Source organism: Streptomyces sp. NPDC037288 (assembly GCF_055603265.1).
Window position 1 is genome coordinate 1 of sequence record NZ_JBVJVY010000013.1, and the last position, 14543, is coordinate 14543.

11 protein-coding genes and 1 pseudogene are annotated in these 14543 nt (G+C 72.2%); 9 read left to right on the forward strand and 3 right to left on the reverse strand.

Annotation, left to right across the window (positions count from 1 at the left end; translation table 11 throughout):
• Positions 1 to 104: 104 nt before the first annotated feature.
• Positions 105 to 740 (reverse strand): MerR family transcriptional regulator, encoded by a 636-nt coding sequence (locus ACZ7GZ_RS17225; RefSeq protein WP_471025095.1) that lies wholly within the window; start codon positions 738 to 740, stop codon positions 105 to 107.
• 233 nt (positions 741 to 973) lie between these two features.
• On the opposite strand from ACZ7GZ_RS17225, the gene ACZ7GZ_RS17230 reads away from it, so the two are divergent.
• The 4 genes from ACZ7GZ_RS17230 to ACZ7GZ_RS17245 all read left to right on the forward strand — a co-directional run bounded on the left by ACZ7GZ_RS17230 (position 974) and on the right by ACZ7GZ_RS17245 (position 4677).
• Complete coding sequence (locus tag ACZ7GZ_RS17230; protein WP_471024880.1) at positions 974 to 2482, forward strand: flavin-containing monooxygenase; 1509 nt, start codon at positions 974 to 976, stop codon at positions 2480 to 2482.
• Positions 2479 to 3453: an alpha/beta fold hydrolase gene (locus tag ACZ7GZ_RS17235; protein ID WP_471024881.1), complete on the forward strand. Its 975-nt coding sequence runs from the start codon at positions 2479 to 2481 to the stop codon at positions 3451 to 3453. The genes ACZ7GZ_RS17230 and ACZ7GZ_RS17235 overlap by 4 nt, the downstream gene beginning before the upstream one ends.
• Positions 3450 to 4334, forward strand: a complete 885-nt coding sequence (locus ACZ7GZ_RS17240; RefSeq protein ID WP_471024882.1) for an SDR family oxidoreductase — start codon at positions 3450 to 3452, stop codon at positions 4332 to 4334. The genes ACZ7GZ_RS17235 and ACZ7GZ_RS17240 overlap by 4 nt, the downstream gene beginning before the upstream one ends.
• A gap of 94 nt (positions 4335 to 4428) precedes the next feature.
• Positions 4429 to 4677, forward strand: coding sequence for a hypothetical protein (locus ACZ7GZ_RS17245; protein ID WP_471024884.1), 249 nt, complete (start codon positions 4429 to 4431; stop codon positions 4675 to 4677).
• A gap of 87 nt (positions 4678 to 4764) precedes the next feature.
• Here the strand turns inward: ACZ7GZ_RS17245 and ACZ7GZ_RS17250 are convergent, their stop codons facing one another.
• A complete protein-coding gene (locus ACZ7GZ_RS17250) occupies positions 4765 to 8472 on the reverse strand; it encodes a S41 family peptidase (protein ID WP_471024886.1) in 3708 nt (1235 codons plus the stop codon).
• Positions 8473 to 8626: 154 nt separating this feature from the next.
• Between ACZ7GZ_RS17250 and ACZ7GZ_RS17255 the strand changes: the two genes are divergently transcribed.
• The 5 genes and pseudogenes from ACZ7GZ_RS17255 (at position 8627) to ACZ7GZ_RS17275 (ending at position 13293) form a co-directional block, all read left to right on the forward strand.
• Positions 8627 to 9274, forward strand: a complete 648-nt coding sequence (locus tag ACZ7GZ_RS17255; RefSeq protein ID WP_471024888.1) for a TetR/AcrR family transcriptional regulator — start codon at positions 8627 to 8629, stop codon at positions 9272 to 9274.
• A 103-nt stretch (positions 9275 to 9377) separates the two neighbouring features.
• Positions 9378 to 11597, forward strand: a complete 2220-nt coding sequence (locus tag ACZ7GZ_RS17260) for an MMPL family transporter (protein ID WP_471024890.1) — start codon at positions 9378 to 9380, stop codon at positions 11595 to 11597.
• Positions 11598 to 11798: 201 nt separating this feature from the next.
• Positions 11799 to 11966, forward strand: a pseudogene (locus tag ACZ7GZ_RS17265) (EamA family transporter); the annotation flags it as partial.
• A gap of 75 nt (positions 11967 to 12041) precedes the next feature.
• A complete protein-coding gene (locus ACZ7GZ_RS17270) occupies positions 12042 to 12953 on the forward strand; it encodes an NAD(P)-dependent oxidoreductase (protein ID WP_471024891.1) in 912 nt (303 codons plus the stop codon).
• Between the two features lie 64 nt (positions 12954 to 13017).
• Entirely contained in the window at positions 13018 to 13293 is a 276-nt protein-coding gene (locus ACZ7GZ_RS17275) for a DUF1876 domain-containing protein (protein ID WP_471024892.1), read from the forward strand.
• A 7-nt stretch (positions 13294 to 13300) separates the two neighbouring features.
• Here ACZ7GZ_RS17275 and ACZ7GZ_RS17280 read toward each other — a convergent pair whose 3' ends face one another.
• Positions 13301 to 14488 carry a serine hydrolase domain-containing protein gene (locus tag ACZ7GZ_RS17280; protein ID WP_471025097.1) on the reverse strand — a complete coding sequence of 396 codons (1188 nt, stop codon included), beginning with the start codon at positions 14486 to 14488 and terminating at the stop codon, positions 13301 to 13303.
• Positions 14489 to 14543 lie beyond the last annotated feature (55 nt).

The following is a 14543-nucleotide window of genomic DNA, read 5'->3' on the forward strand; positions in this document are numbered from 1 at the left end:
CCCCCCCCCCCCCCCACCCCCCCCCCCCCCCCCCCCCCCCCCCCCCCCCCCCCCCCCCCCCCCCCCCCCCCCCCCCCCCCCCCCCCCCCCCCCCCGGGGCGTGTTCAGGTGCTTTGCGCGCCTGTCTCCTTGATGAGGCGCCGGTCCAGGGCCAGGGAGAGTTCCGCTTCCACCACGCTGCGGGCCAGGGGGCGCAGGCGGGGGAGGTCCTCCTGCGGGGCGTGGCGGAGGATCAGGTCGGTGAAGAGTTCGGCCAGGGCGTCGGCGTGCTCGCGGACACGGGCGGCGGCCGTGAGTACCTCGCCGAGCGGGATGCCCTCGCGGACCAGCGCGGAGGAGACGTCCAGGAGCCGGCGGCTGATGTGCACGATCTCGTCGCCGTCCGTGCCGAGGTAGCCCAGCTCCAGAGCGGCGGCGAGGTTCTCGGCGGTGACCTCCCCCTCGAAGTAGGCGGCGAGTTCCTCGGGGGTGAGGCGGACCGGCTCCTCCTCGCTCGGGGTGTCGACGCCGAGGAGGTCGGCGACGTTCCGGCCCTGGTCGAGGGCCTCCGCGAGCTCCGCGATGCCGTTCAGTGTGTGGCCGCGCTCCAGCAGGGCCGCGATGGTGCGCAGGCGGGCCAGGTGGTGTTCGTCGTACCAGGCGATACGGCCCTCGCGGCGGGGTGGCCGGATCAGTTTGCGCTCGCGGTAGAAGCGCAGGGTGCGCACGGTGATGCCGGCCAGGCGCGCCAGCTCCTCCATCCGGTACTCGCGCGGTCCGGTGTCGTGCGCGCCGTGGTGCGCGCCGTCCTGTTCCTCGTGCCGGGCGCCCTGATCCGCCTTGCGTTCACCGTCGTCTGCCACGCCCGCAGCCTATGTTGTACCCCCGGTAACTTTCCCTCCGCGCCCCCTACCGCTCGGTACGGAGCTGCTCTACAGTCCCATTGCGCCAGTGTTCACTGGCGGAGTCCAAGGTGATGCGTGGAGGCTTCGGGATGGCCGAGCACGAGCATGTACGGGTGGCGGTGATCGGGTCCGGGTTCGGCGGGCTGGGGGCCGCAGTGCGGCTGCGCCGCGAAGGGATCACCGACTTCGCCGTCCTGGAGCGGGCGGACAGCGTCGGCGGCACCTGGCGGGACAACAGCTACCCCGGGTGCGCCTGTGACGTGCCCTCCCACCTGTACTCCTTCTCCTTCGCGCCCAACCCCGACTGGCCGCGCACCTTCTCCGGGCAGCGGCACATCCGCGCCTACCTGGAGCACGTCAGCGACCTCTTCGGACTGCGCCCGCACATCCGCTTCGACTCCGAAGTCAAGATGATGACCTGGGACGCCCAGAACCTGCGGTGGGAGATCGAGACCGCGCGTGGCACGCTCACCGCCGACGTCGTGGTCTCCGCCACCGGGCCGCTGTCCGACCCGAAGATCCCGGAGATCCCGGGCCTGGCCTCCTTCCCGGGCAAGGTGTTCCACTCCGCCCGCTGGGACCACGACTACGATCTGCGCGGCAAGCGCGTCGCCATGGTCGGCACCGGTGCTTCCGCCATCCAGATCGTGCCGTCCATCCAGCCACAGGTCGGCCGGCTCACCCTCTTCCAGCGCACCCCGCCCTGGATCGTGCCCCGGGTCGACCGGGCCATCAGCGGCGCCGAGCGCCGGCTGCACCGGTCGGTGCCCTTCACCACCCAGCTCAGGCGCGGCCTGCTGTGGGGCATCCGGGAACTGCAGGTCCAGGCGTTCACCAAGCACCCCGACGAACTCGGATTCCTTGAGCGGCTCGCCAAGCGCAACATGGCCCGCGCCATCAAGGACCCGGCCCTGCGCGCCAAGCTCACCCCCGACTACCGCATCGGCTGCAAGCGGATCCTGCTGTCCAGCACCTACTACCCGGCGCTGACCGAGCCGAATGTGGACGTCGTCGCCAGCGGTCTCGCGGAGATCCGCGGCTCGACCGTCGTCGCGGCCGACGGCACCGAGGCCGAGGTCGACGCGATCATCTTCGGTACGGGCTTCCACGTCACGGACATGCCGATCGCCGAGCGGGTGACCGGGGCCGAGGGCATCACGCTCGCGGAGTCCTGGAAGAACGGCATGCAGGCGCTGCGCGGCGCCGCCGCCGCCGGGTTCCCGAACTGGATGACGATCATCGGGCCCAACACCGGCCTCGGGAACTCCTCCATGATCCTCATGATCGAGTCCCAGCTGAACTACATGGCCGACTATCTGCGCCAACTGGACGTCCTCGGCGGCCGTACGGCCCTCGATGCCCGGCCCGCGGCCGTCGAGGACTGGAACCGCAAGGTCCAGGAACGCATGAAGCGCACCGTGTGGAGCACCGGCGGCTGCACCAGCTGGTACCTGGACGCGAGCGGCCGCAACACCACCGTCTGGCCCGGTACGACATCCGAGTTCCGGCGTGCGACCCGGCGGGTGGACCTCTCCGAGTACGAGGTCATCCGCAAGCCGGCAGCAGTGCCCGGGAAGCAGAGCGAGGCCGTTGCATGAGCCGCCACACCTCCGTCACTTCCGGCCCCTACGCCCCGCCTGTCCCCTCCCGTGAGCTCACCGTCGTCTCCGCCGACGGCGCGCGGTTGCACGTCGAGGTGCACGGGCCCGAGCACGCGCCCCCCGTCGTCCTCTCCCACGGCTGGACCTGTTCGACCGCCTTCTGGGCCGCGCAGATACGGGACCTGGCGGCCGACCACCGGGTGATCGCGTACGACCAGAGAGGGCACGGGCGCAGTCCCGCGAGCCCCGCGTGCACGACCCACGCGCTGGCGGACGACCTGGAGGCGGTCCTCGCGCAGACGCTCGCGCGCGGGGAGAAGGCGCTGATCGTCGGCCACTCCATGGGCGGGATGACGGTCATGGCCGCGGCCCCGCGCCCCCGGTTCCGTGAGCACGCCGCCGCCGTCCTGCTGTGCAGCACCGGCAGCTCGCGGCTGGTCGCGCAGGCGCGTGTGGTGCCGTTGCGCGCCGGGCGGGTGCGCACCTGGATCACCGGGCGCGTTCTCGGCTCGCGCGCCCCGCTCGGACCCGTCACGCCGGTTGCGAAGAGGATCCTCAAGTACGCCACCATGGGCGCCGGTTCCGCACCGCACATGGTGGAGGCGTGCGCGCGGATCGTGCACGCCTGCCCGCGCGCCGCGCGCCACGCATGGGCCGGCGTGCTCGAGGCGCTCGACCTCGACCACGGCGTACGGGAGTTGCACGCGCCCACCGCGGTGGTGCACGGCGCGTCCGACCGGCTCACGCCCCCCGTGCACGCCCGTGCCCTGGTCGCGACGCTGCCGCACTGCGTCGGCCTCACCGAACTGGCCGGCGTGGGCCACATGACCCCGATCGAGGCTCCCGGCCTGGTGATCGGCAGGATCCGGGAACTCGTCACCACGTACGTCACCGTCATCGGGGCCGACCCCGGCGACGCGCACGACGAGCACCGTTCCACCCCGGCGCAGACCAAGGAGGGCGCATGAGCAGGGTCAGCCTCGAAGGGCAGGTCGCGGTCGTCACCGGAGCGGCGCGCGGGGTCGGTGAGCTGCTGGCGCGCAAGCTCTCCGCGCGCGGCGCGAAGGTCGCGCTGGTCGGCCTGGAGGAGGAGGCGCTGAAAGAGGTCTCCTCGCGCCTGCACAGCGACAGCGCCTACTGGTACGCCGACGTCACCGACCACGAGACGATGAGCCGGGTCGCGCAGGAGGTGAAGGCGCGGTTCGGGAAGGTCGACATCGTGGTGGCCAACGCCGGTGTGGCGACGGGCGGTCCGTTCGCCGACTCCGATCCGCAGGCATGGCGGCGCGTGATCGAGGTCAACCTGATCGGTTCGGCGGTGACCGCGCGGGCGTTCCTGCCGGTGCTCGTGGAGAGCCGGGGCTACCTGCTCCAGATCGCCTCGCTCGCCGCGATCACCCCGGCGCCGATGATGACGGCGTACTGCGCGTCCAAGTCGGGTGTGGAGGCGTACGCGCACAGTCTGCGTGCCGAGGTCGGCTACCAGGGCGTGCGCGTCGGCGTCGGGTACCTGTCCTGGACCGACACCGACATGGTGCGCGGCGCCGACCAGGACGACGTGATGCGGGAGTTGCGGCAGCGTCTGGTGTGGCCGTCCAACAAGACGTACCCCCTGGGGCCGACGGTGGACCGGCTCGTCGCCGGGATCGAGCGGCGCTCGGCGCATGTGTACGGGCAGTGGTGGCTGCGCGGCATGCAGGGCGTGCGCGGGTATCTGCCGGCGCTCATCGGGGCGGTCGGGCAGCGCGAGATGAAGCGGTTCGCGCCCCGCCTGCAGGGAATGCGCTCCGGACTCGTCGGTGCAGGTGGGGCGGCGGACGAAGAAGCCCGCGCTACGCCCCGTGACTGATCCACATGCACACCGTGGTCGGCCGTGTGAATCTGGGTGAGGCCCCACCAAGGGGCCGATTCCCCCATCTCACCCACTACGGGAGTGAACCCACATGGGTATGAAGGACAAGGCCAACGAGTGGCAGGAACAGGGCAAGCAGAAGCTCGGTGAGGCCCGTGAGCGGGCCGGCCAGCGCGGTCAGCAGCAGCCCCAGCGCGGTCAGCAGCAGCAGCCCCAGCGTGGCCAGCAGCAGCCCGAGCGCGGCCAGCAGCAGTCGCAGCGCGGTCGCGAGAACATGCGTGACATCGAGGACACGGAAGCGGAGATGGAAGACCGCTTCGACCGGGACTACGACGCGTAGTCGCTGCGCTCGGCTTTGGCCGGTTCGGCGCGGGGCGCCCTTCTTCGTGGAGGGTGCCCCGCGTCTGCCTTTCGGGGTGGTGGTCGATCAGTTCCCCGGCGTCCCTCGTGGCGGGAGCTTCGGGCGGGAGCGGTCGGGGGTCTCGCTGTAGTCGGGGGGAACGGCCGCCGGGTTGGACTCCAGGAGTTCCAGGGCCAGCTGGACCGCGTCGTCCAGCTGGGCGTGGCGGCCTTCCGCCCAGTCCAGGGGGGTGCGCATGATCTCCAGGTCGGGGGCGACGCCGTGGTTCTCCACGGACCAGCCGTAGGCGTCGAACCAGGCCGCGTTCATCGGCACCGTGATGACCGTGCCGTCGCCCAGCCGGTGGCGGCCGGTCATGCCGACCACACCGCCCCAGGTGCGCTGCCCGACCACCGGGCCGAGTTTCAGCAGTTTGAAGGCCGCCGTGATCATGTCGCCGTCCGACGACGTCGCCTCGTCGGCGAGGGCCACCACGGGGCCCCGCGGGGCGTTCGAGGTGTACGACACCGGTTGCGCGTCCCTCGTCAGGTCCCAGCCCAGGATCGTCCGGGTCAGCTTCTCGATGACGAGTTCGCTGATGTGCCCGCCCGCGTTGCCGCGCACGTCCACGATCAGGGCCGGCCGGGAGACCTCCATGCGCAGGTCGCGGTTGAACTGGGCCCAGCCGGAGCCGCCCATGTCGGGAATGTGCAGGTAGCCGCACTTGCCGCCGCTCAACTCCCGGACGACGTCGCGGCGTTTCGCGACCCAGTCCTGGTAGCGCAGCGGCCGTTCGTCGACGAGGGGGACGACGGCGACCCGGCGGGCCCGGCCCGGCTGCCCTTGCGCCGGGGTGAACGTCAGCTCCACGGTCGTACCCCCGGAGCCGGCGAGGAGCGGATACGGTCCTGTCACCGGATCCACCGGGCGGCCGTCGACGTGGGTGAGGACGGCGCCCTCGCGGATGCCCGTGCCGGCCAGCGGGGAGCGGGCCTTGGAGTCGGAGGAGTCGCCGGGCAGGATGCGTTTGACGATCCAACCCTCCTCCCGGTGCGCGAAGTTGGCGCCGAGGAGGCCCTGCCAGCGCTGGTAGTGGGGCGGGCCCTCGTTGCGGCGGGCGGCGGTGACGTAGGCGTGCGAGGTGCCCAGTTCACCGAGGACCTCCCGCAGGAGATCGGCGAACTCGTCGGGGGAGGCGATCCGTTCGACGAGGGGACGGTACTGGTCGAGCACCGCGTCCCAGTCGACGCCGCTCATGCCCGGGTCCCAGAAGTAGGCGCGGATGATCCGTCCCGCCTCGTCGTAGGCCTGACGCCACTCGGCGGGCGGGTCGACCGCGTGCAGGAGGCGGCGCAGGTCGATCCAGACGGTCGTGTCGCTGTCGCCCAGCTCCGTGGAGGGGACCGCGCGCAGGTCGCCCTCGTCGACGACGACCAGCCGGGTGCCGTCGCCGCTGACCGCGAACCAGTCCAGGTGGTCGACCAGTTCGGACTTCTTCGCCTTGGTGATGTTGAAGTACTCCAGGGTCGGCCGGCCGCTGATGTCGGCCGGGTTGGCGAAGGTCTCGCCGAGCGCGCCGGAGATCGGCCAGCGCAGCCAGACGAGGCCGCCGCCGGCGACCGGGTGCAGCGCGGAGTACTTGGAGGCGATGACCGGGAACGGCGTGACCCGCATCGCCAGGCCCTCCACCTCCACGGTCACCGTGCCGGCCTCGCCCGTCTCCTCGTCCTCGACCGGGTCGAGCCCGCCGGCCGCCGGACGGCCCTCGGGGTTCAGGGCGAAGGGGGAGGGCGTCGCCGAGTTCAGCGGGACGAGGTACGGGCGGCAGCCGAGCGGGAAGGACAGGTCGCCGGTGTGGACGTCGTAGACCGGGTCGAAGCCGCGCCAGGAGAGGAAGGCGAGGTAGCGGCCGTCGCGGGTGAAGACGGGGTTCTCGTCCTCGAAACGGCCGTTGGTCACGTCCACGATCAGCCGGTCCTTGATGCGGGCCAGCTTGATCTGGCGCAGGGAGCGGCCGATGCCCGGGTGGGACCAGGTGAGCCAGGCGCCGTCCGGCGAGAAGGAGAGGTCGCGGACGGGGCCGTTGACGGAACGGATCAGCTCGGTGACCCGGCCTCCGGCGGCTTCCGCGGGTTCGGTGCCGTGTGCTCCGGTGGCTTCCGCGGGTTCGGTGCCGTGTGCTCCGGTGGCTTCCGCGGGTTCGGTGCCGTGTGCTCCGGTGGCTTCCGCGGGTTCGGTGCCCTGTGCTCCGGCGGCTGCCGCGGGTCCGGTCCCCCGTGCTCCGGCGGCTGCCGCGGTGACGGCGCCCTGTTCGCCGGTGCCGGCTTCGGGCCCGGTGGCCTGCTCATCAGCACTCGCCGCGGCTCCGGCGCCCTCGCCGCCGCTGCTCTCGGCAGCCCGACCGCCACCTTCGCCGCCGCTGCTCTCGGCGACCTGGCCGCCACCCTCGCCCTGCGCAGCGCCCTCGCCGTCCTCTGAACCGCCGCCGTCCTCAACCTCCCCCACCTGCCCGACCTCCTCACCGTCTCCGAACTGCTCACCGCCCCCGCCGTCCTCAGCGGCCCCGCCCTCCTCCCCCACGTCGATCAGCAGCAACCGCCCGTCATGCGAGGCGATCGCCAGCCGTTCGCCCAGCGGGTCCGAGACCATCTCCAGGACCCGGCCCAGTGCGCCGGAGGCGAGACGGCGGGGAGGGCGGTCGCCGGTCGCGCGGGGGAGCTGGGCGGTCTCGACGGCGTCCTCGCCCTCGGCGTCCGTCACATACGCCACCTGGCCGGTCGTGCCCAGCATCTCCGGCAGCCGTACCCGCACCCCGGGCGTGTCGGTGATCGTGCGGGCGGGGCCGTCGCGGTGGGTGAGCCAGTACAGGCTGCCGCGTACGACGACGGCGCTGGCCCGGCCGGTGTCGTCCACGGAGATGCCGTCGACGTTCTGCGCGGCCGGCACCTGGTACCGGCGGCGCCCGGTGGCCGGCCCGCTGAGGCGGATGTCCAGCTTGCGCGGTACGGCGTCCGGGGAGAAGTCGTCCACCAGCCACAGGTCGCCCGCGCACTGGTAGACCACGCGACTGCCGTCGCTGGAGGCGTGCCGGGCGTAGAAGGCGTCGTGGTCGGTGTGGCGGCGCAGGTCGGTGCCGTCGTGGGCGCAGGAGTACAGGTTGCCGACGCCCTCGTGGTCGGAGAGGAAGGCGATCCGGCCGGCGACGAACATGGGGCAGGCCAGATGGCCGCCGATGTCGGGCAGGAGGCGTTGCCCGTGCAGCCACAGGCGGCCCGTGGCGCCGCCGCGGTAGCGCTTCCAGGAGGCCGGTTCGTGCGGTGGGGTGCCGGTGAGCAGCAGGGTCTTGTGCTGGCCGTCGATGTCGGCGACCTGGATGTCGGAGACCGGGCCCCAGGGGAGTTTGCGGCCCGGGTCGCCGTCGGTGGTCACCTTGTAGGCCCAGGTGAAGTAGGAGAAGGGCTCGCCGTGGGAGGCGACGGCCAGGATGTCGGCGTTGCCTTCCTGGTCGGGGGGTGTCCATCCGCAGACCTGCGTGTCGGTGCTGCCCCAGTACGTCAGCTGCCGCGCGGGGCCGCCGTCGACGCTCACGAGGTGGATCTCGGGTACGAGGCTGCGCCAGGTCGTGTACGCGATGTGGCGGCCGTCGGGCGAGAAACGCGGGTGCCCGCCCTTCGTACGGTCCACCGTGAGCCGCCAGGCCCGGCCGGGGGTGTCGAGGGGGGCCAGCCACAGGTCGTCCTCGGCCACGAAGCACAGCAGGTCGCCGCTGAGGTGGGGGAAGCGCAGATAGCTCACCTCCCCATGCTTTTCCGCACACGGGGGCACAGCAACTTATGCGTCCTTCACGTTCGTGATCCAAGGCACGTACGAAACCGTTTCGTTTCGTAGGCTCGGGGGGTATCTTGAGGGTGGACGAACGAAGAAGGCCGCGGAGCGGAAGGTGAGTGGCATGAGCGAGGTCGCGGCACAGGGCGCGGCGTCCGCCGCTCCGGCGGAGCCGGTGCTCGCACCGGGGCGTCGCAGCCGGATCACGCCCGAGCGCGAGGCCGAGTTGTACGAGGCCGTGCTCGACCTCCTCCGGGAGGTCGGCTACGACGCCCTCACCATGGACGCCGTCGCCGCCCGCACCCGGTCCAGCAAGGCCACGCTCTACCGCCAGTGGGGCGGCAAGGCCGAGCTGGTGGCGAAGGCGGTGCGGCACAACAAGCCCGGTGCCGCCGCGGCGGCGGTCGACACCGGGTCGCTCAGAGGCGATCTGCACGCCCTCACGCTGGCTTCGGACGACTGCGAGATGGAGCAGAACGCCGCGCTGATGCGGGGTCTGGCCATGGCCGTCCACAGCAACCCGGACCTCCTGCGGGCGTTCCGGGACCATCTCATCGAGCCCGAGATGGCGGAGTTCCGCCGTGTGCTGCAGCGCGCGATCGACCGGGGCGAGGTCCGTGCGGACAACCCGGCGATCGACTACGTGATGCACATGATGCTCGGCGGGTTCGCCGCCCGCGCGATGCTCGACGAGCTGCCGCCGACGCAGGCCTTCCTCACTTCGTACATCGACGCCGTGGTCCTCCCCGCCCTCGGCGTTCCCACCAGCTGAGCCCTCTCCCCGGCAAGCCCACCACCTGACGTCACCGCTCACGTCGTCGGGCTGATCACCCCTGCCCTGATGAACCCCACGACCTGACCGGAGTACGCCTCAAGTGGCCACGTTCCTCTACAAACTCGGCCGGCTCGCCTTCCGGCGACGCCACTTCGTCGCCCTCATATGGGTCGCGCTGCTCACCCTCGCCGGGGTGGGCGCCGCCTCCGCGCCGGCCGCCGGCAACACGTCCTTCTCCATCCCCGGCACCGAGGCGCAAAAGGCCTTCGACCTGCTGGAACAGCGCTTCCCCGGCATGAGCGCCGACGGCGCCACCGCCCGGGTCGTCTTCAAGGCACCCGGCGGCGAGAAGATGACCGACCACGACAACAGGGCGACCGCCGAGAAGACGGTGAAGGAGCTGCAGCGCGGCTCCGAGGTCGCCTCCGTCGCCGACCCCTACACCGGGCACGCCGTCAGCAGGAACGGCACGATCGCCTACGCCTCGGTGAAGTACAAGGTCTCCGGCATGGAGCTGGAGGACTCCTCGAAGGACGCCCTCAAGGAGGCCGCGCGGCACGCGCGGGACGCCGGGCTGACCGTCGAGATCGGCGGTGACGCGCTGAGCGCGGCCCCCGAGACCGGCTCCAGCGAGGTCATCGGCATCGCGATCGCCGCCGTCGTCCTCGTGATCACCTTCGGTTCCCTGCTCGCGGCCGGATTCCCGTTGCTCACCGCCATCATCGGCGTCGGCATCGGCGTCTCCACGATCACCGCGCTCGCCAGCGCCCTGGATCTCGGCTCGACGACCTCCACCCTGGCGTCCATGATCGGCCTGGCCGTCGGCATCGACTACGCCCTGTTCATCGTCTCCCGCTACCGCGCCGAACTGGCCGAGGGCCGCGAGCGTGAGGAGGCGGCCGGACGGGCCGTCGGCACGGCGGGCTCCGCGGTGGTCTTCGCCGGCCTCACCGTCGTCATCGCCCTGGTCGGCCTGTCGGTCGTCGACATCCCGATGCTGACCAAGATGGGCATCGCGGCGGCGGGCACGGTCGCCGTCGCCGTCCTCATCGCGCTGACGATGATCCCGGCGCTGCTCGGCTACGCCGGCCGCAAGGTCAAGCCGGCGGGTGAGAAGAGCAAGCTGCTCGGCGGCGGCCGCACGCCGAGGAAGCCCGGCCGCCCCAACATGGGCACCCGCTGGGCCGGCTTCGTCGTCCGCCGCCCGGTCGCCGTTCTGCTGCTCGGCGTGATCGGCCTCGGCGCTGCGGCGATCCCGGCCGCATCCCTGGAACTGGGCCTGCCCGACGACGGCTCCCAGCCGGTCTCCACCACCCAGCGCCGCGCCTACGACCTGCTCTCCGAGGGCTTCGGGCCGGGCTTCAACGGCCCCCTGATGGTCGTGGTCGACGCCAAGGACAGCGCCCGTCCCAAGGCCGCCTTCACCGAGGTCGGTGACGAGATCAAGGGCCTGCGGGACGTCGTCACCGTCACCCCGGCCGTGGCCAACAAGGCCGGCGACACCGCGACGATCACCGTCGTACCCAAGTCGAAGCCGTCCTCGCGCACGACCGAGGACCTGGTGCACGCGATCCGCGACAAGGGTGCGGGCATCGCCGCGGAGACCGGCTCCAAGGTGCTGGTCACCGGCTCGACGGCGATGAACATCGACGTCTCGCAGAAGCTGAACGACGCGCTCCTGCCGTACCTCGCCCTGGTCGTCGGCCTGGCCTTCCTGCTGCTGATCGTGGTGTTCCGCTCGGTCCTCGTCCCGCTGAAGGCGGCGCTCGGCTTCCTGCTCAGCGTGCTCGCGGCGCTCGGCGCCGTGGTCGCGGTCTTCCAGTGGGGCTGGCTGTCGGGCCTGATGAACGTCGAGCAGACCGGACCGGTCATGTCGATGATGCCGATCTTCATGGTGGGCGTCGTCTTCGGTCTCGCGATGGACTACGAGGTCTTCCTCGTGACCCGGATGCGGGAGGCGTTCGTCCACGGCGAGACGCCCAGCCAGGCCGTGGTCACCGGGTTCAAGCACGGGGCGCGGGTCGTCACGGCCGCCGCCGTCATCATGATCGCCGTCTTCTCCGGCTTCATCGGCTCCACCGAGTCGATGGTCAAGATGATCGGTTTCGGGCTCGCGATCGCCGTCTTCTTCGACGCGTTCATCGTCCGCATGGCCATCGTCCCGGCGGTGCTCGCGCTGCTCGGCAAGGGCGCCTGGTGGCTGCCGAAGTGGCTCGACCGCGCGCTGCCCAACGTCGACGTCGAGGGCGAGGGCCTGCGCACGGCCGAGGAGCGCAAGGACGCCGACCCCGACGGGGAGAGGGAACTGGTACGCGTCTGACGTACCGCTTCCGGGCGACAGCGACCGGCCGGTGAGGGTTCCGTGGGGACGGGACCGCCCCTCACCGGCCGGTTTTCCTTGGTCGACGGCGATCGACGGCGATCGACGGCTCGTCGGGGCTGTCGCCGTTCAGGCCGGAGGCCGCCGTCGGCCTGCCGGGAGGACTCGGGGCACGGGGCTGCTTCTCCTTCGCTGGAACACGCCCAGACCCGCGCCGGACTCGCGCCGGTCGCCGCACTGTGAGAGTCCTCGATGATCGTCGGGGCCGCGATCGGCGCGGTGTTCTTCAAGGAGCGGTTCGGGGCACCCGGAATCGCGGCGGCCGGTCTGCTGGTGGTGGGCATCGGGTTGATGATGCATGCGGGGTAGCCGGGTAGTCCTGTACCGCGGGTAGCCCTGTACTGAGGAGCAGGGGGCAGCGACAGGAACGACAGGGAGCCGTCCATGACCGACAAGCCGACCGTCAGCGTGCTGGGTACCGGCATCATGGGGGCCGCCATGGCCCGGAACCTGTGCCGTGCGGGGCTGGAGGTGCGTGCGTGGAACCGCACGCGCGAGAAGGCCGAGCCGCTCGCCGCGAACGGCGCACGGATCGCCGGCACCCCCGCCGAGGCCGTCGAGGGCGCCGGCGTCGTCCTGACGATGCTGTACGACGGCCGCACCGTCCTCGACGTCATGCGCGAGGCCGCACCGGCCCTGCGCCCCGGCACGGCGTGGGCGCAGTGCACCACCGTCGGCACCGAGCTGATCACCGACCTGGCCGCCTTCGCCCGCGAGCACGGACTCGTCTTCTACGACGCTCCCGTCCTCGGCACCCGCCAGCCCGCCGAGGCCGGCCGGCTGACCGTGCTGGCCGCCGGGCCCGAGGAGGGACGGGCGGCGGTCGCGCCCGTCTTCGACGCGGTCGGCGCGAAAACCCTGTGGACGGGCGCCGACGGCGGCGCCGGCAGCGCCAGCCGGCTGAAGCTGGTCGCCAACAGCTGGGTGCTCGCCGCCACCGCCGCCACCGGTGAGGTCCTCGCCCTCTCCCACGCCCTCGGCGTGGATCCGCAGGGTTTCTTCGACCTCATCGAGGGCGGCCCGCTCGACATGGGCTACCTGCGGGCCAAGGCCGCACTGGTCCTCGACGGCAAGCTGTCCCCGGCGTCGTTCGCGGTGGCCACCGCCGAGAAGGACGCCCGTCTCATCGTCCAGGCCGGCGAGCGCGGCGGCGTACGGCTGGACGTCGCCGCCGCGACCGCGGAACGGTTCGCCCGTGCCGCCGCCCTGGGCCACGCGGACGAGGACATGGCCGCCGCGTACTTCGCCAGCTTCGACGAGTCCGGGCGGGAAGGTTCGACCGTCCCGCCGAGGTGACGTTCCCCGCACGCGGGAGCACCCTGGAAACAGCTGGAACGAGCTGTTCCCGGAGGTGATCCTCATGATGCGCACAGCTGTCGGATGGCACGTCGAGATGGAGTTCATGGAGGACGACCAGCACACCAAGGCGGTGGCCCTGGTGCGCTTGCCCGACGGTACGGAGGTACGGGCGCACGGCCACGCCACCCGGCACCGAGTCGACTCCAACCAGCCCAGGGTCGGCGAGGAGATAGCAGGCGCACGTGCCCTCAACGAACTCGCCATGCAACTGCTGACCAAGGCCCACGACGAGATCGACGCGGAGTCCGGACGGACCTCGCACACGATCAACGTGTGACACCGCCCTACAGGACACCGTGCGTACGGCGGCCCTGCGCGAGCGCCGTGCGTAGCGCCCGTACCAGTGCCTGCGCCCGCGGGTCCGCCGTCACGCTCTTCCTGAAGCCGTTGGTGACATAGCCGAAGGCGATGCCGGTCTCCGGGTCGGCGAAGGCCAGGGCGCCGCCCCGGCCCGGGTGGCCGAAGGAGCCGGGGGAGAGCAGCGGGGACGCCGCGCCGTGCAGCATGTAGCCGAGGCCGAACCGGGTGCCGACCACCAGGACCCGGTCCGGTCCGGAGGACTGCTCGGCGCGGGCCAGTTCTGCCGTCCGCGGGGTGAACAGCCGGGTGCCGCCGTCCACCTCGCCGATGAGCGCGGCGTAGCAGCGGGCCAGCCCGTCGGCGGTGGCGATGCCGTTGGACGCGGGCAGGGCGGCCGTGCGGTAGGCGGGATCGTTCTCGTCGGGGAGCGGGGTGATCGCGGCGAACGCGCGCCGGGTCAGCGAGTCCGGGTCGGCGTAGGCCTCGGCCACCGCGCGCTTGGGGCGGGTCTTCAGACCGCCCACGGCCTCGGGCGCCTCGACCGGGCCGACGCGCCCCACGCGCGCGTGCTCCGCCTCCGGCAGGCCCAGCCACAGGTCTGCGCCGACGGGCCGGGCGATCTCGTCCGCTATCCACGCGCCGACCGGGCGGCCGGTGATCCGCCGGACCAGTTCGCCGGTGAGCCAGCTGTAGGTCTGGGCGTGGTAACCGTGGTCCGTGCCCGGCTCCCACACCGGTGCCTGCGCGGCGACGGCCGCGGCGCCCACGTCGGGATCGGCGGCCTCGGCGGGGGTCAGCGGGCGGTCCAGCACGGGCACGCCGGCGCGGTGCGCGAGCAGATGCCGGACGAGCGTGCGCTCCTTGCCGGCCGCCTTGTACTCGGGCCAGTACGCGCCCACCGGGGCGTCCAGGTCGAGTTCGCCGCGCTGGTGCAGGAGCAGCAGCGCGGCGGCGACGACGCCCTTGGTGGCGGAGCGCACGACCTGCGCGGTGCCGGGCGCCCAGTCGGCGGTGCCGTCCACGTCCCTGGTGCCGGCCCACAGGTCCACGACCTTGTGCCCGTCGCGGTACACGGTGACGGCTGCGCCGCGTTCCCCGCGCAGCGCGAAGTTCGCTGCGAACGCCTCCCTGACCGGCTCGAAGCCCTCGGCCACTGTGCCGTTCACGTCCACGCCCGCCGTCCTCTCGATCACTGTCCCGTCGCCTGCGGCAGGGGGTGCAACGCGC

What these genes read in the sequence shown, in the direction of transcription:
- ACZ7GZ_RS17225 (WP_471025095.1), bottom strand. Translation starts at nt 740, where the DNA reads ATGGAGGAGCTGGCGCGCCTGGCCGGCATCACCGTGCGCACCCTGCGC.
- ACZ7GZ_RS17230 (WP_471024880.1), top strand. Translation starts at nt 974, where the DNA reads ATGGCCGAGCACGAGCATGTACGGGTGGCGGTGATCGGGTCCGGGTTC.
- ACZ7GZ_RS17235 (WP_471024881.1), top strand. Translation starts at nt 2,479, where the DNA reads ATGAGCCGCCACACCTCCGTCACTTCCGGCCCCTACGCCCCGCCTGTC.
- ACZ7GZ_RS17240 (WP_471024882.1), top strand. Translation starts at nt 3,450, where the DNA reads ATGAGCAGGGTCAGCCTCGAAGGGCAGGTCGCGGTCGTCACCGGAGCG.
- ACZ7GZ_RS17245 (WP_471024884.1), top strand. Translation starts at nt 4,429, where the DNA reads ATGGGTATGAAGGACAAGGCCAACGAGTGGCAGGAACAGGGCAAGCAG.
- ACZ7GZ_RS17255 (WP_471024888.1), top strand. Translation starts at nt 8,627, where the DNA reads ATGAGCGAGGTCGCGGCACAGGGCGCGGCGTCCGCCGCTCCGGCGGAG.
- ACZ7GZ_RS17270 (WP_471024891.1), top strand. Translation starts at nt 12,042, where the DNA reads ATGACCGACAAGCCGACCGTCAGCGTGCTGGGTACCGGCATCATGGGG.
- ACZ7GZ_RS17275 (WP_471024892.1), top strand. Translation starts at nt 13,018, where the DNA reads ATGATGCGCACAGCTGTCGGATGGCACGTCGAGATGGAGTTCATGGAG.